Origin of the sequence: Nonomuraea sp. NPDC049709, assembly GCF_040674815.1 — a bacterium.
In the GTDB taxonomy this organism is placed as follows: Bacteria; Actinomycetota; Actinomycetes; order Streptosporangiales; family Streptosporangiaceae; genus Nonomuraea.
This window is the reverse complement of sequence record NZ_JBFANM010000042.1, coordinates 74,578-90,648: the sequence shown is the minus strand read 5'-3', so window position 1 is coordinate 90,648 and position 16,071 is coordinate 74,578. Positions and strand designations below refer to the sequence as shown.

At 73.7% G+C, this 16,071-nt stretch carries 13 protein-coding genes; 5 read left to right on the top strand and 8 right to left on the bottom strand.

All coding sequences use genetic code 11. The features are described from left to right. Positions 1–59: 59 nt before the first annotated feature. The 5 genes from AB0J69_RS35995 to AB0J69_RS35975 all read right to left on the bottom strand — a co-directional run bounded on the left by AB0J69_RS35995 (position 60) and on the right by AB0J69_RS35975 (position 8,313). On the bottom strand, positions 60–2,639 hold the full coding sequence (locus AB0J69_RS35995; RefSeq protein ID WP_364126850.1) for a M14 family zinc carboxypeptidase: 2,580 nt from the start codon (positions 2,637–2,639) through the stop codon (positions 60–62). 113 nt (positions 2,640–2,752) lie between these two features. Continuing rightward, positions 2,753–4,723, bottom strand: coding sequence for a M14 family zinc carboxypeptidase (locus AB0J69_RS35990; RefSeq protein ID WP_364126848.1), 1,971 nt, complete (start codon positions 4,721–4,723; stop codon positions 2,753–2,755). 110 nt (positions 4,724–4,833) lie between these two features. Then, positions 4,834–5,889, bottom strand: coding sequence for an alpha/beta hydrolase (locus AB0J69_RS35985; protein WP_364126845.1), 1,056 nt, complete (start codon positions 5,887–5,889; stop codon positions 4,834–4,836). A gap of 120 nt (positions 5,890–6,009) precedes the next feature. Further along, positions 6,010–6,810 carry an IclR family transcriptional regulator C-terminal domain-containing protein gene (locus tag AB0J69_RS35980; RefSeq protein WP_364126842.1) on the bottom strand — a complete coding sequence of 267 codons (801 nt, stop codon included), beginning with the start codon at positions 6,808–6,810 and terminating at the stop codon, positions 6,010–6,012. Positions 6,811–6,879: 69 nt separating this feature from the next. Continuing rightward, positions 6,880–8,313: an amidohydrolase family protein gene (locus AB0J69_RS35975; RefSeq protein ID WP_364126840.1), complete on the bottom strand. Its 1,434-nt coding sequence runs from the start codon at positions 8,311–8,313 to the stop codon at positions 6,880–6,882. 158 nt (positions 8,314–8,471) lie between these two features. Here AB0J69_RS35975 and AB0J69_RS35970 point away from each other — a divergent pair, with 158 nt between their 5' ends. From AB0J69_RS35970 to AB0J69_RS35950, 5 genes are all read left to right on the top strand, one after another. Continuing rightward, positions 8,472–9,632, top strand: coding sequence for a CoA transferase (locus tag AB0J69_RS35970; RefSeq protein WP_364126837.1), 1,161 nt, complete (start codon positions 8,472–8,474; stop codon positions 9,630–9,632). Beyond that, a complete protein-coding gene (locus AB0J69_RS35965; protein WP_364126835.1) occupies positions 9,625–10,431 on the top strand; it encodes a citryl-CoA lyase in 807 nt (268 codons plus the stop codon). Before AB0J69_RS35970 ends, AB0J69_RS35965 begins: the two co-directional genes overlap by 8 nt. Further along, positions 10,424–11,290, top strand: a complete 867-nt coding sequence (locus AB0J69_RS35960; protein ID WP_364126832.1) for an extradiol ring-cleavage dioxygenase — start codon at positions 10,424–10,426, stop codon at positions 11,288–11,290. Before AB0J69_RS35965 ends, AB0J69_RS35960 begins: the two co-directional genes overlap by 8 nt. Next, positions 11,287–11,649, top strand: coding sequence for a hypothetical protein (locus AB0J69_RS35955; protein WP_364126829.1), 363 nt, complete (start codon positions 11,287–11,289; stop codon positions 11,647–11,649). The genes AB0J69_RS35960 and AB0J69_RS35955 overlap by 4 nt, the downstream gene beginning before the upstream one ends. A gap of 88 nt (positions 11,650–11,737) precedes the next feature. Next, positions 11,738–12,781, top strand: coding sequence for a zinc-binding dehydrogenase (locus AB0J69_RS35950; protein ID WP_364126826.1), 1,044 nt, complete (start codon positions 11,738–11,740; stop codon positions 12,779–12,781). A gap of 92 nt (positions 12,782–12,873) precedes the next feature. Here AB0J69_RS35950 and AB0J69_RS35945 read toward each other — a convergent pair whose 3' ends face one another. The 3 genes from AB0J69_RS35945 to AB0J69_RS35935 are packed head-to-tail and all read right to left on the bottom strand — an operon-like array spanning position 12,874 to position 16,051. Further along, a complete protein-coding gene (locus AB0J69_RS35945) occupies positions 12,874–13,521 on the bottom strand; it encodes an aspartate/glutamate racemase family protein (protein ID WP_364126824.1) in 648 nt (215 codons plus the stop codon). After that, positions 13,521–14,438 (bottom strand): hypothetical protein, encoded by a 918-nt coding sequence (locus AB0J69_RS35940; RefSeq protein ID WP_364126822.1) that lies wholly within the window; start codon positions 14,436–14,438, stop codon positions 13,521–13,523. Before AB0J69_RS35940 ends, AB0J69_RS35945 begins: the two co-directional genes overlap by 1 nt. 32 nt (positions 14,439–14,470) lie before the next feature. Then, a complete protein-coding gene (locus tag AB0J69_RS35935) occupies positions 14,471–16,051 on the bottom strand; it encodes an FGGY family carbohydrate kinase (protein ID WP_364126820.1) in 1,581 nt (526 codons plus the stop codon). Between the last annotated feature and the right edge of the window lie 20 nt (positions 16,052–16,071).

The following is a 16,071-nucleotide window of genomic DNA, read 5'->3' as shown; positions in this document are numbered from 1 at the left end:
ACAGAAAGCTTCCGGCCGGAAGCGAATCCGGCCGGAAGCGTGAATCTAGCACATCCCGATCATGGGGTCGTGACGGTCGCGCCGGTCACCGAGGCCGACCAGTACAGCCCCCTGGCCACCTGCGGGAACAACCCCTTGGGGTGGTTGCGGAACATCGGCTCGGTGCCGAAGAGCACCACCGCCGCGCCCCGCTCGTCCCGGCCGCTGACCACGGCCGCCTGGCCCCTGGCCGCCTCCGGGCCGCCCAGCCCCTGCTCGTCGGCCCGCCAGTGGCCGGAGACCAGGGGCCCGTCGGCCGCGTACGACTGCTCGACCGTGACCTCGGGCCCGAGCCCGGTGAACCACAGCGGCGAGTACACGAACGAGTGGGCCGGCGAGCCGCTGCCGACCGGACCGTTCGTGGCGACGGTGCGGACCACGCCGTTGGCGTCGTCGCGGCCGGCCACCGTGGTCGCGGTGAGCAGGCCGGCGGCGGTGTTGAACGCGGCGCCGGTGTCACCGCGGGTGATCACGCCGCCGGTGGCGAGGAACGCGTCGAGGGCCGTCCTGGCCGCCGGGTTGAGCGCGGCGTGGTCGAGCCCGCTGGAGACGTACAGGACGTCGGTCCCGCTCCAGTCGAAGCCGTTGTTGAGCACGGCGGTGGAGACGGGGGTGACGGTGAAGCCGAGCTCGCGCAGGGTGAACAGCTCGTCGGCGGACGTCGCGGCGGCGACGCGCACCTGCGCGAGCGGGGTGCCGGAGGTCGAGCCCGCGCGGGTGAAGGTGACGCCGTACCGGTCGGAGACCGTCCTGGCGGCCTGGCGGGCGGAGGAGGGGACGATCGCCGTGCCGCCGTCGCCCCAGGTCACCGCGACGCCCTGGGCCAGCAGGTCGTTGAGCGCCCTGACCTCCTTGGCGTCGGTGACCTTGAGCGCGAGCGGGCCCGGGCTGTGCGGGACCGAGCCGGTCGGGGCGGCGGCCTTGACCGGGGTGGTGTGCGCGCGCAGCGAGTCGGCGGACTCCACGGTGGCGCCCCAGAGCAGGCCGAGGCTCCAGCCGGAGATGTCGTACATGGCGTTCACCCGGGGCGAGATGTCCTCGCCGCGCTCCAGCATGACGTTGGCCAGGCCGCGCTTGGGCTGGCGCATGTCCACGACGTACGTGCCGGCCGGGTACGTCCGGCCGCCCGAGCGGAACGCGGACCTGGCCCGCTCGACCCGGACGTCGTTGGCGATCAGGTGGTCCACCAGGCGCGCGGCCGACGGGGAGCCCGCCGGGATGACGTACGCGCGGGGAAAGGTGGTGCTGTAGACGTCCTCGGGGCCGAAGCCGGGCACGATGCCGAGCGGGACCTCCTTCGACGGCTCACCCGCCGCGCCGCGCCGGAACACCTCGATCTGGTCGGCGATCAGCCGGTCGTGCCCCGACTGGACGAAGCCGTAGGTGGCGCGGATGGCGGCGGCGGCCACGTCGGTGTTGATCGCCGAGCGGCGGCGCAGCTCCTCGACGGGCTGCCGGCTGTACTCGGGCTCGTTGACCCGCAGCGGGATCTCCACCGTGTGCGCGGCGACGGTGCCGTGGAAGGGCGCGTACTGCGGAGTGAAGATCGGCGGCCAGTCGTCCCAGCCCTCCTGGTCGTCCCGGAACGGGATCTGCACGGGCCGCACGCCGTCCTCGGGGAAGGTGTAGCCGAGCCCGTTGACCGCGGCCTCCATGCCGAGGCCGTTGGCGTAGGTGTTGGTGATGAACAGGTCGTACTCGTAGTTGGCGCCGTGCGGCGGCGTGGTGGGCTCGATGAGCGTGCCGTTGACGTACCCGTGCAGGTCGATCATGGCGACCGGCTGGGTGTCGATCATCAGCTGGCGCATCGCGCGCACCTCGGGCTGCGAGGCGGTGATGAAGTCGCGGTTCAGGTCGAAGCCGGCGCCGTTCTGGCGCACGCCGTTGACGCGGCCGTCGGGGTTGGCGGTGACGTTGAAGTACAGCCTGGTGCGCTTGAGCAGGTCGTTGATCGCCGGGTCGGTGCTGGTGGCCAGCTGCTCGATGGTGCGCAGGGCGGCGTCGGTGCCCTCCCACTCGTTGCCGTGGATGTTGGCGTTGACGAACACCGGCGCCTTGTAGCGCTTGGCGAGGCCGCGGTCGCGGGCGGCGCCGGCCGGGTCGTTCTCGATGCGCTCGCGGATGCGCGCCTGCTCGCGTACCTCGGCGGCGCTCTCGGGCGCGGTGACGGTGACGAGGTAGAGGTCGCGGCCCTGGTACGAGCGGCCCATGATCTCGGCGCTCACCCGGTTGCTGCGCCGCTGCAGGTCGTTGAGCTTGGGCGCGACGCCGTGGTACGGCACCAGGCCCAGCTTGATCGAGGCGTCGGCCGGGTTCTCGGCCGGGAGCGGGAGCCGCGTCTGCCGGGGGTAGCCGCGGTCGCGGGACGGCCCGTACTCCTGCGTCTCGCCCTGGCCGGTGTCCGGCTGCGCGCGGAGCGCGGCGGCCTGCTCGGGCACGCCGGCCGCGATCTCGTTGCGCTCGGGGCCGTTGCCGAAGTCGCGCACGGCCGGTGGCTGCGGCTCCGCGGGGTCGGCCAGCGCGGCCGTGGGGACGGACTGCGGGATGACGAGGAGGGCGGCCGTGACGGCCACGCCGAGGAGGGTGGTGGGTAAGCGCAAGGAAGGTCTCCTGCCAGGAATTTCGGTGGATCAAGGTCGAGGGCGGCCGGACGGGGTGCCCGGCCGCCCGGATTCAGCTCCCGGGCGGCCGGGCGGGCCGCCTCACCGGCGGATCAGGGTTCGCGGTAGTCGGCGGCGATGCCGATCAGGGAGATCAGGCCCGTGGCGAACTCCAGCGCCTCGGCGTGCCCCTCGCTGAACGGCGGCTGGAAGCCCACGCCCTCCCATGTGCGGGTCGCGGGGTTCCACAGGTCGGCGCCGACCTCGAAGTCCCAGCCGTAGATGCCGAAGTCGTACCAGAGCTCGTCGGCGGAGTTGCCGGCCGCCGAGTACAGCACGTCCGTCACGGGGCCGGTCTGCTGCGGCCAGATCACGGTGCCCCGCTCGGTGGCGATGGCCTCCTCGATCGTGCGGGCCGAGCGCAGGAAGTACGCCTCCTCGCGCGGCGTGGGCCGGGGCAGGGTGACGCGGCCGTCGAGCTTGTACGCGCCGGGAGGCCACATGAAGTAGCCGCCGTAGCTGTGCACGTTCATGGCGAACTTGATGTTGCGGTACTTCTGCGCCAGCCAGATGACGTTGCGGCTCTCCGGCTCGGAGTGCTCGCCCGGCCCGGCGTACGTGCCGCTCTGGCAGTTGGCCGAGGCGCCGAAGTACCCGTCGGTCAGGGAGCCAACGGCGTAGTTGCGGTTGACGTCCACGCCCCAGGTGTTGCGCAGCGCCGGGTCGGACTGCTGCGCCGGGCAGTGGTTGGTCATGTTCTTCCGCTGGGAGTTGAAGTCGTAGAAGCTGTAGTTCGCCCCGTCGGGGTTGACGGTAGGCACGATGAAGATGTCGGTGCGCTCCAGCAGCCGGCGGGTGGCCTGGTCGCGGCTGGAGTTGCGGAGCAGCCGCTCGGCGGCCTCGATGGTGACCAGCGGCGTCACCCACTCCCTGGCGTGCTCCTGCGAGTAGGCGAGCACGCCGGTGCGCGAGCCGTTGCGGTGCACGCCGATGCGCAGGGCCAGCACCTGCGCGGGCGCGCGGGAGACGTCGGCCGGGGCGTTGAGGAAGTCGTCGAGCTGGGTGAGCGGCGCGGGCGCCATGACGCCCGCCCCCGGGTCGGTGCGGTAGACGCCGGCCCGGACGGGCAGGCCGGCCGTGGCGTTGATCGCCGCGACGACCTGGGCGGCGGTGCTGACCGGCGCGCCGGAGTCGCCGGTGGCCAGGCTGACGGTGATGTTCTTGCCGTTGAGCGTGACCTGCAGCGGCCGTCCGGGCGCGCCGGGGTCGACCAGCTCGACGGACAGGTCGTTGCCGCCCTCGGAGCCGTACGCGGTCGAGGTGATCACCACGGCGGCGCCGGGCGGGGTGCCGATCAGCGCCTGGGCGTGCCGCCGGTAGCCGTTGGTCTTGTACGGCAGCGCGATGAGCTCGGTGAGCTTGGGGAACTGCCGGTGCAGGGCCTTGATCCGCTCGTTGAGCTGGGCCGGCGGCATGTACTGGGTGATGAAGTCCTTCTGGTAGCCGCGCCCGTTGTGGTCGGGCCGCTCGCCGTCGGGCCACTCACCGACCCGGGCCTCGGCCTTGCCGCCGCCCGCCGAGGTGACGGTGACCCACTGCGGCCGGTCCTCGGCCGGGACGGGGGTGGCGAACTGGTGGCCCAGGTACGCGCCCGCGTCCACGTACGCGACCATCTCCGCCTGCCCGCTCGTGCCCCGCTTGCCCTTCCAGGCGACGGTGAGCGTGGCCGCCTGCGCGGCGCTGCTGGAGGCTTCGACCGACAGGAAGTACCCGTCGCGGGACTTGTACCAGACTGCCCGCTCGATGACGATCTGGTCCTGCGCGGCCGTGGCCTTCGCGCGGGCCTGGGGCTGGGCCTCGTCGGCCGGGGTGGCGCCGAGCTGCCGCAGGGACTCCAGCTGGCCGGCCGTGACGACGGCGTCGACCTGGACGCTGCCGTCCGGCTGGGGGCGTACCCGTTCGGTGAGGTCGGCGCCGGAGGCCACCAGCCGCTCCATCGCGGCCCGGTCCGGGACGGAGAGCGTGACGAGCGAGACCGGCTCGGGATCGGTCGGTCCCGCGACCGCCGGGGTGGATGGTTGCACCCCTAGTAACGTCGTGGCGACAACTGACAGAACAACTACGGACGTCCGTAAACCACGCATCTGCCCCTCCAGGATCACTGGTATGGGGCTCATTCAAAGCCGACAAGGGACTAACCGGCAAGACCCAGGAAGCTCGTGACCTCTCGGAGGAACCGGTCGCGGCCCCGCTCGGCGCGGTCGAGGTGGACGTAGTGCGTGGCCCCGGGCAGCTCCACGCTCCTGACCTCGCGGGCGTGCACCAGGTGATCGCGCAGCTTGGCGGCGTCCTCGGGGCGGCTCCAGAAGTCGCGCTCGCCGCGCAGGACGAGGGTCCGGGCGGTGATCAGCCCGGCGTCCCAGAGCTGGCGGCCGGTGGCGAGGTAGAAGCTGTCCTCCATGGCGCCGGAGGGGGCGCGGAAGCTGGGCGGCGTGCGGGTGCCACTGGTGGGGTCGGAGGCCAGCGCGGCCTTGGCGTACGCGGCCGCGACCGCCGGGTCCCGCCAGGCCGTCTTGTCCTCGACCGGGATGCTGCCGTCCCAGGACGGGAAGAGGCCGGCGACGGTGTTGTAGCGGTAGGCGCCGTAGCGGGCGGCGTTGAACCGGCCGGGGTGCTCCGGGTCCTCGTTGTCGCTGCCGCGGCCCAGCGTGGGGTGGCCGTCGACCGGGCCGTACAGGGTGTTGTAGAGCACGAGGTGGCTGACCCGGCCGGGGTTGGCGGCGGCGTACTGGCCCAGCCAGTGCCCGCCGGTCGCCCAGCCGAGCAGGGCCACCTGGCCGCCGGGGGCGATCCGGTCCACGACGGCGGCGACGTCGCGGACCACCTCGTCGGAGCGGACGGCGGGCCGGCTCTCCTGCGGCGGGCGGGACAGGGCGGGCGGCCGGGTGGAGGCGCCGTACCCGCGGGCGTCCATCACGTAGACGCGGTGGCCGGCGCGCGCGAGGTCCTCGGCGAGGGAGCCGCCGGGCACCGGCAGGTCGAAGCTGCCCACGCCGGGGACGCGGGCGCCGTGCAGCAGCAGCACCGGCCGGCCGCGCCGGGCGCCGGGGACGCTGACCTCGCGAACCGCGATCTTCACGCCGGGGTCGCCGTTCACGTGGAAGTCCGTACGCCTGACCTGGTCGCGGGGCTCGGCCGTCAGGGAGACGGCGGCGACCAGGCTGACGACGGTGTTGAGGAGCAGGCGCATGTGGATCCCAAAGACGGTTCGGGGACGTGGACGACAGGGCTCGATCCTGCCGCCGCCGCGCCCGCGGATCCCGATTCGCCGCCTGATCCGCCGCTATTCATATGCGCCGGATATGAATGCTCACGAGGCCGTAACGTGCGGCACCGCCTCGTACGCCGCCCAGTCCGCGCTGATCGCGCCGGCCGTCTTGAGCAGCAGCGGGAGGTGCACCTCGGTCAGCTTCTCGATGGAGGTCTCGGCCGCGTGGGCGTTGACGTTGACCGCCGCGATGACGTTGCCGAGCCCGTCGCGCAGCGGCGCCGCCACCGACCTGATGCCCAGGGCGAGCTGCTCGTCGGTCAACGCCCAGCCTTTGGCGCGCACCGAGCGCAGCACCGCCTCGCGCTCCTTGGCGTCCGGCCGCCAGCGCGGCTCGATGCCCGAGCGGCTCGGCTCGGCCAGCACCCGCTCCACCTCGGCCGGCGGCAGCGCGGCCAGCAGCACCTTGCCCAGGGAGGTCTGCAGCGCCGGGAAACGGGTGCCGATCTGCACCGACAGCGCGACGATCTTCGGCACGGCGACCCTGGCCACGTACACGATGTCGGAGCCGTCGAGCTGGGCGATCGACGACGACTCGCGGGTCTGCGTGACCAGCGCCTCCAGGTGCGGCCGGGCCACCTCCCACAGCCCCATCGAGCGCACGTACGCCACCCCCAGCTCCAGCACGCGCGGTGTGAGCGCGAACCCGCCCTGCTCGGCCCTGGCGTAGCCGAGCTCCTGCAGGGTGAGCAGGATCCGCCGGGCCGTCGGGCGGGCCAGCCCGGCGGCGGTCGCCACCTCGGTCAGCGACATGACCGGGCGTCCCGGCTGGAAGGCCCTGATGACGTCGAGGCCGCGGGCCAGCGCCTCGATGAAGTCAGGTCCGGTCTCACCACGTGCCATGTACGCCCTCACTCGCTCGGATCTCGACTGATCCGACTCTAGACGGTCGCCCGTCCGCACAGCGGCGACTCAAAGGCGGTGCGTGGAGTCGCTGCGGAAGTCGGTGTAGGTGTACGGGTTGTCGAGGATCTTGGTTGCCGGGATGTCCGGGTTCATGCCCTTCTCCCAGGCTTCCTCGCCCATCGTGCTCCTGAGGTACTCGACGGTGCGGTCGGCCTGGGCGCGGGCGGCGGCCAGGTCGATGCCGAGAAGGCGGTGCCGGTGCTTGACCACGCGCCCGTCGACCAGCACGGTGTGCACGTCGCCGCGCTGGGCCTGGAAGGCGACGTGGCCGAACGGGTGCAGCAGCGGGAACGACACGGGCGAGGCGTCGTTCTTGATGAGCACGAGGTCGGCCTTCTTGCCGGGCTCGATCGTGCCGAGATCGTCGCGGCCGATCGCGCGGGCGCCGCCCCTGGTGGCCCAGTCCACGACCTGGTCGGCGCGCAGCGCGCAGTGCGTCACCGTCTCGCCCTTGGCGTGCGCCTCCAGGTGCTCGCGGGAGCGGTCGGCGCCGAGGGTGGCACGCATGGCGGAGAACAGGTCGCCGCTCCACCAGACGCTGGTGTCCATGGACAGTGAGACCGGGATGCCGTGGGCGCGGACGGCCCAGGTGGGCGGGTAGCCCTGGCCGGCACTCTGCTCGCTCTCGGTGGAGACCGAGATGGAGCCGCCGGTGGCGGCGATGCGGTGGTAGGAGTCCGCCGACAGGGAGGCGGCGTGCACGTAGATGGTGCCGGGGGTCATGAAGCCGTGCTCGTACATCTGGCGGATGCCGTCGTCGCCGGTGGCGCCCCACACCCCGGCGTGCGTGGTGACCGGTACGCCGAGGTCGCGGGCCACCTCGAAGGCGGGTCCTTCGGGGAAGGACGGGTCGCCGAGGACGTCGAAGGCGAGCTGGAAGCCGAGCAGGTCGTTGCCGGTGATCCGGCGGCGGACGAAGTCGCGGAACTCGGGAGCGGTGGTCCATTCGGCGGGTGGTTGCTGGATGTTGCCGTAGGCGAGGACGTAGCGGCCGGGCACTGCCTGCAGCGCGTCGGCGGCGGCGTCGGCGTGGTCGGGGGTGCGCAGGCCGTGGGACCAGTCCACGACGGTGGTGACGCCGGCGTCCAGGGCTTCGATGGCGGCCAGGGTGTTGCCGGCGTGCACGTCCTCGGGGCGGAACAGCTTGCCGTGTTCGAGGTAGAACCAGACGAAGTACTGGGTGAGGGTCCAGTCGGCGCCGTAGCCGCGCAGCGCGGTCTGCCACATGTGCCGGTGGGTGTCGATCATGCCGGGCATGACGATGCCGCCGGAGGCGTCGATCTCGGCGGCGCCCGCGGGCGCCGCCAGCCCGGGGCCGACTGCGGCGATCCGGTCCCCGCTGACTAGGACGTCCGTCCCGGCCAGCACCCGCCTGCCGTCCATGGGCAGCACGGTGCCACCGCGCAGCACCACGGGGCGTCCGGCCTCGAACTCGTTCATGGCACGCTCCTCGCTTGCGAACGATTGTCCGCTGTACGGTCATCGTCACTGTGATGAGTGGGCGGACGCCTGTCAAGACGGTTGACGGGAACGCGCAGCAATGCTGAGATCGCATCAGCGGACATACGTCCGTTGAACGGACGCGAGAATGGAGCCGGATGACTGACACCGTGCCGGGAGGGCCGCTGTCGGGCGTGCTGGTGGCCGATTTCTCCCGGATCCTGGCCGGGCCGTACGCCACGATGCTGCTGGCCGACCTGGGCGCCGACGTCGTCAAGGTCGAGGGGCCCGGCGGGGACGACACCCGGTCGTGGACGCCGCCCGCGCGGGGCGAGGTGTCGACCTACTACCTCGGGGTCAACCGGGGCAAGCGGTCGATCGCGCTGGACCTGCGGGACGAGGACGACGCGGCGGTCGCCAGGGAGCTGGCCCGGCGGGCGGATGTGCTGGTGGAGAACTTCCGGCCGGGCGGACTGGCCAAGTACGGGCTGGACTATGCCGCCGCCAGTGCGGGCAACCCGGGGCTGGTGTACGCCTCGATCAGCGGGTTCGGGTCGGGAGCCGGGGCGCGGGTGCCCGGTTACGACCTGATGGTGCAGGCCATGTCGGGGTTGATGAGCCTGACCGGGGAGCCGGACGGGCCCCCGTACCGGGCCGGGATCTCGGTGTTCGACGTCATGGCGGGCAACCACGCCGTCATCGGGGTGCTGGCCGCGCTGCGGCATCGCGAGGCCACGGGGCGGGGGCAGCACGTCGAGGTGAACCTGATGTCGTCGGCGCTGACGGGGCTGGTCAACCAGAGCTCGGCGTACGTGGCGGGGGGCGTGGTGCCCTACCGGATGGGGAACGCGCATCCGAGCGTGTTCCCGTACGAGCCGCTGCCGACCGCCGATCACGACCTGATCGTGGCCGCGGCCAACGACGGCCAGTTCCGCAAGCTGTGCGAGGTGCTCGGCATCCCCGAGATCGCCGACGACCCGCGCTTCGCCCGCAACGCCGACCGTACCGAGCGGCGGGAGGAGCTGCGGCCGATCCTGGTCGAGCGGCTCGTCCTGCGGCCCGCCGACGAGTGGTTCGCGCTGCTGGTGGAGGCGGGCGTGCCGAGCGGGCCGATCAACACGATCGACGGCGGGTTCGCGGCGGCGGAGCGGTTCGGGCTGGACCCGGTCGTCGTGGTGGGCGAGGGCGAGCGGGCCGTGCCGACCACGCGGCATCCGATCCGCTTCTCCGAGACACCCGCCGGGTACGCCCTGCCGCCGCCCGAGCTGGACGAGCACGGCACCGAGCTGCGCAAGTGGCTGGAGGGCGGGCATGGCTGACTACCCGACCGCGCTGGGCGCGTCCTCCCCCACCTCGATCACGCTGCTGGGCCATGACCTGGCCGCCGACGTGATGGGCGAGGTGAGCTTCGGTGAGCTGGCGTTCTGGCTGGCCACGCAGCGCCGTCCGGCGCCGGGCGAGGTGCGGGTGTTCGAGGCGGTGCTGGCGGCGCTGGCCGACCACGGGTTCACGCCGACCGCGATCGTGACGCGGCTGACGTACCTGTCGGCGCCGGACTCCGTCCAGGGCGCGCTGGCCGCCGGGCTGCTCGGCGGCGGCTCCCGCTTCCTCGGCGTCACCGAGGACTGCGGCCGGTTCCTGCACGAGGTGCTCGCCACCCGCGACCCGCTGCCCTGCGACGAGAAGGGCTGGGACGCGCTCGCCCTGGAAACCGTCCGCGCCCGGCGGGAGAGCCGGCAGCTCATCCCCGGGCTCGGCCACCACGTGCACAAGGACGGCGACCCGCGCACGCCCCGGCTGTTCGAGATCGCGGCCGAGGAGGGCCTGTTCGGGCCGCACCTGTCGCTGCTGGCGGCCGTCGGGCGCGTGCACCCCGAGGTGCTGGGCCGAACGCTGCCGGTCAACGGCGCCGGGGCCTGCGGTGCGGCGCTGGCCGACCTGGGGCTGCCGCTGGAACTGCTGCGCGCCTTCGCGCTGCTGGCCAGGACCGCCGGGCTGATCGGGCAGCTCGCCGAGGAGCTGCGGCGGCCGGTGGCCAACGAGATCTTCCTGTCGGTGGACCTGAACAACCGGTCCATCCCGCCCGAGCCGTTCCCCGATGGAGGTTCGCATGGCTGAGGTCGTCGCCGTCATCGCATCCACCCACCATCCCTTCTACTACCGCGCCAGCACCTCCACCGGAGACGAGCGCCCCCCGTTCGCCGACGAATGGGTGCGCAAGGTCGAGGCGTTCCGCGAGACCCTGACCAGGGCCCGGCCGGACGTGCTGGTCATGGTCGGCTCCGACCACTTCCACCAGTTCTGGCTGGACAACATGCCGCAGTTCCTGGTCGGCAAGGCGCCCTTCTACGACGCGAACTTCTACAACGAGGAACGCGAGTTCGGCCTGCCCCGGATGTTGTTCACCGGGCAGGAGGACCTGTCGGCGCACATCCTGCGCGAGGGCCTGGACGCCGGGTTCGACCTGGCCTTCTCCAACGAGCTGCGGATCGACCACTCGATCACGTGCCCGATCATCACCCTGCGCCCGCAGAACGACCTGCCGATCGTGCCCATCTACACCAACATCTTCGCCCCGCCCCTGCCGCAGCCCAAGCGGTTCGTGCAGCTCGGGCGGACCATCAGGGAGCTGGTGGAGTCGTGGCCCGGGAACCAGCGAGTGGCCGTCATCGGCACCGGGCACCTGTCGCTCGAACTCGGCGGCCCCCGCCAGTTCGGGCCGCACGGCCCCGACCCGGAGTTCGACCGCAAGGCCGTGGAGTGGATCTCCTCCGGGGACATCGAGGGCTGCCTGGCCGAGGTCACCCTGGACAGCCTCTGGAACCCCGGCAACGCCACCCACGGGTTCATGGATTTCATGCTCATGATGGGCGTCGCCGGTGACGGCCGCAAAGCCGACTACGTCGACACCTACGACCTGTTCCACACCATGGAGGCGTACTTCACCTGGTACCCGGACGGAGGCGGCCGCTCGTGAGCAAATACCTGCTGAACAAGTTCCTGTTCACCGTCGATCGCGACCCAGAGCTGGTCGAACGCTACCGCGAGCAGCCGCGGGCGACGGTGGAGTGGTGGGAGGCCGAGTACGCCAACCGCATCCTCGGCTGCCACACCGCCGAGTCGTCCACCTGGCTGCGCTTCGACGACACCGAACGTGAGGCGCTGGCCGCCCACGACTACGCGAAGCTGTTCGAGCTGGGGGCGCACCCGTTCCTCACGCTGACGCTGTTCATCGCCATGTTCGAGCGCGACCACGCCGAGCCGTTGGGCTTCCAGCTCGAATACGCCCGCAGGCTGTCCCACCACAGCCTGCCCTATCCGGACATCGCCACCTGATGCGCGCCACCCACCCGGAGCCCTCCGCCCTCCGCGGCGGCACCGGCCGGCTCGCGAGCTCCGGCCGGTCGAGACCTGGGGCGGGCTGATGCGGGCCGCGCAGGTCGAGGTGTGCGGGCGGGCGCCCGTCGTCACCGATCGTCCCGAGCCCGCGCCGGCGCCGGGTGAGGTGCTGGTGCGGGTGACGGCCGCGCCGATCACCCCGCTGGACCTGCTGTGCGCGACCGGTACGTCCTACTTCGGTGCGCCCGCCCTCCCCTACGTGCCCGGCGTCCAGGGCGTGGGCACGGCGGATGGGCGGCTCGTGTGGTTCCCGACCTCGGCCGGGATGGCGCCGGGTGACGGCAGCATGGCCGAGCTGGCACCGGCCCGGGCCGAGGACCTGGTGGAGCTGCCCGCCGGTGCCGACCCGTTCGCGGTGGCCGCGCTTGGCCTGTCCGCCGTGGCCGCCCACATGGCGCTGACCTGGCGGGGCGAGCTGGTGGCGGGCGAGCAGGTGCTGGTGCTCGGCGGGGGCGGCGTGGTGGGCCAGGCGGCGATCCAGCTCGCCCGCCTGGCGGGGGCCCGGCGCGTGGTGGCGGCCGCCCACTCCCCCGGCGGCCTCGAACGGGCCGGGCAGGCGGGCGCCGACGCCGTGGTCGCCCTCGACCTGGAACGGGCCGGGCAGGCGGGCGCCGACGCCGTGGTCGCCCTCGACCTGGAACGGGCCGGGCAGGCCGGCGCCGACGCCTTGGTCGCCGCTGATGTGGCCGAGCTCGGGGAGCGGTTCTCCGCCGTCTGCGACGGGCCCGTGGACCTGGTGCTCGACCCGCTCTTCGGGGTCCCGGCCGCGGCGGCGGCGCGCGTGCTGCGCAAGGGCGGCAGGCTGGTCAACCTCGGCGGGTCGGCGTCGGAGACGTGCCCGCTCGACTCCGCCACGCTGCGCAGCCGCTCGCTCCGGGTGCTGGGGTACACCAACAACGAGCTCACCCGGGAGCAGCGGGCGGCGTCCGTCGCGTTCGTCGCCGAGCAGTCGGCCGCCGGGCGGCTGGCGGTGGCGCACGAGGTGGTGCCGCTCCAGGAGGCCCCGGACGCCTGGCGCCGCCAGTCTGCGGGCACCACCGGCGGCCGCATAGTCCTGCGCGCCGACTGAGCCGGCCGCTCGTGCACCCTTGCTGAGCCGGCCGCTCCTGCGCCTCGGCTGAGCCGGCCGCTCGTGCGCCCCTGCTGAGCCGGCCGCCTCCGTCAGGCGAGCTGGGCCACGCCGGAGCGTGGTGAGGACAGCACCGGGACGTCCCCGCCGGCCTCCCCCACGATCCGCGCCATGGACGCCTGGGCCAGCACCACCACGTCCACCTTCCCGGCCAGCTCCCGGAACCCGGTCAGGACCAGGGCGTCGTGGCGGGCCGGGTCGCCGCCGCGCAGGGCCTCGAAGGCCCCGTCGCACAGATGCGGCACGACCTCCCGCGCCACCCCCTCCCGGGCGGCGGCCCGCTCGACGGCGCGGGTGGTGGGGCCGAGCGTGGTGGCGAGCGTGGCCAGCACGCCGACGCGGGCGCCCGCCCGTACGGCCTGCTCGGCCATCGGCTCGTCGATGCGCAGGATCGGCAGCTCCGCGAACGGCCGGGCCTGCTCGGCGGCCTCGCCGATGGAGGAGCAGGTGACCAGCAGCACGGCCGCGCCGGACTCCTTCGCGTACGCCGCGTACGACACCACCCGGCGCAGCACGTGCGGCGGCGGCCCGTCACCGGCGATGGTGTCCTGGAGCAGGCTCTCGTCGACGAAGTTCAGGATCCGGGCACCGGGGCGCACCTCGGCGGCGAGCTCGGTCAGCGGCCCGGCGAGGGCGGGCACGGTGTGCAGCATCGCGATCTTCGGCGCGGCCCCGCTCATCAGGCCGCCCCCTCGCGTGGGGTGTGCCACGGGCGGGCGTGCTCGTCCACGATCGCGGCCAGGTGCCGCAGCCGGGGCACGGAGCGGGCCCGCAGCTCGCCCGGCACGTCCCCGGAGCCGACCACGTCGCTCCAGATGGCCCGCCCCGCGAGCATGCCCGACGCGCCCGCGCGGCACGCGGCCCGTACGGCGGCGGGGAAGTCGTCCCGCTCCACCCCCTGCGACAGCACCACCCACGGCACGGGGATCACCTCGTCCAGGAGCGCGCACTCCTCGCCCAGGCGCTCCTCCGGGGCCGCCCCGCCGAGCGGCACCTGCGCCTTGTACAGGTTGGGCCGCAGCCCGGCCAGCTCCCGCGCCGCCTCCCTGATCGCGCCGGGCCCCTCGAAGGCCCCCTCGGAAACACCGGCGGCCGGCTTGGCCACGCCTTCCAGGACGGAGAGCAGCCCCACGTCCGCGCAGCGCCGGACGAACTCGGCGGCCGTCTCCAGCCGCCGCCCCCTCTGCTCGTCGTCGCGCCAGATGAGCAGGAGCTTCGCCGCGACCGCACCGGCCTTCCTGGCGGCGGCCAGGTCGACGCGCTCGTCGATCGAGGTGTCGTCGACCGGCCCGTCGGGGTCCTGCTGGAGGGCGTCCACGGCGACGATGAGGCCGCCTCCGACGACGCCCTCCGCCGCGACCTGCCCGAACCCGTAGTCCTGGTCGATCAGGAAGCCGGAGGCGTGCGGCCCGACCTCCCGCGCCACCGCCAGCTTGAACGACGTCAGCCGCTCGTCGCCCACCCGCTCGCCCGTGGCCGCCGCGTACATCTGCCTGAGGCTCTCCCGCTGGTCCATGGCGACCATGGCGAACCCGCCGGACGGCCTGGCCAGCAGGTCGAGCGTGGGTGCGGAAGTGACCGTCTCGGGTCTGGTCATTCGTGCTCCTGTTCTGGTGTCTCTGCCGCTGGTCAGGCCCGTCCCCGGGCCAGGAAGCGCTCGTACTGGGGGAGGTAGGCGGCCCGGAGGGCGGGGTCGGGCGGGAGGTGTTCGCGGGGCAGCACGGGTACGTCGTCCAGCGAGCCCCCCGCCTGCCCGGCGATCAGGGCGGCCCCCGCGCAGACGGTGTCGTCCGCCAGCACCACCTCCACGGGCACGGGCGAGACGGCCGCCTTGACCCGCATCCAGAGCGGGATCCTGACCTGGCCGCCGAAGACCGCCAGGCGTCCGGGCGCGGCGCCGGCCAGGGCGGTGAGCTCGTCGAGGATCCAGCGGGCGTGCAGGCACGTGCCCTCGATGGCGGCGGCCAGCAGGTCGCCCGGTTCGTGCCCGGCGTCCAGCCCCGACAGCGCCAGCCGCCGGTCCCGGTCGGGCGCGGGTGCCACCCGGCCCCTCAGGTACGGCTCCACCACGATCCCCGTCGGCAACCGCACCCCGGCGAGCAGCCCGGGCAGGGCCGCATACCCGCCCGGCCGCCGCCGGGGTGGCAGAGCGGCCTCCAGGTCGTGGCCGACGGCACCCGGGCCGGAGCCATCGGGGCCAACGGCACCCGACGCGGAGGCGTCGCGGCGGCAGGCGCCCGGCGCGGGGCCATCGGGGCGGGGGACGCCCGAGGCGGGGACATCGGGGCGCGCGGTGTCCGCGGTGTCGCCGGGGGCCAGCAGGCCGAGGAGCCAGTCGAGCAGGGCGCCGCTCGTCGGCAGCGCTCCGACCAGCACCGTACGGGCACCGTCGAGGGACGGGTCCGCCGTCATCCCCAGGGCCAGCCCGGTGCGCGGGTCCGGCCGCCCCGCCGCCGGCGCCATCACCGCCTCCGCCGTGCCGAGCGAGTCCGCCACGTCCCCCGGACGCCGTACGCCCGCCGCCCACGCCCCCACCGCGTGATCGTGACCGGCGATCACCACCGGCACGCCCGGCCGCACCCCGCGCACCGGCGCCGTCAGCGGGCCGACCGGCTCCACCGCCCCGGCCGTGGGAGGCAGCCGGTCGGCGCTCAGCCCGGCCAGCGCGAGCAGGTCCCCGTCGTAGTCCCCGCGCGCCACGTCGTAGGCGAGGGTGCGGGCGGCCAGCGTGGCATGGGTGCGCAGCGACCCCGTCAGCGCGTACGCCACCGCGTCCGGCACGCTCGCCCACCACCGCATCGACGCCAGCACCTCGGGCGAGTGCGCCCGCAGCCACAACCATTTGGCCAGCGGCGCCTTGGCGTCCGCCCACCGCCCGGTCAGCGCGTACAGGGCCGGCGCGTCCCGCCCCAGCCCGGCGGCCTCGTCCGCGCCCCGGGGGTCGTTCCACCACAGCAGCGGGGTGAGCGGCCGGCCGGACGCGTCGAGCGGGACGCCGGTCTCGGCCATGCCCGCGATCCCGATCGCCTCCGGCCCCCGCCCGGCGCGGCCGGCGCACTCGCCGAGCGCGTCCGTCACGGCGGCCACCAGGCCCGGCAGGTCGCGCGGCGTCGCGCGGCCGACGGCGGCGACGCAGGAGCCCCGCTCGTCGAACAGGCCCACCTTGACGTGGGTGGTCCCCACGTCGATCCCCGCCAGCAGCCGCATCATGTTGTCACTATAAATCCAAA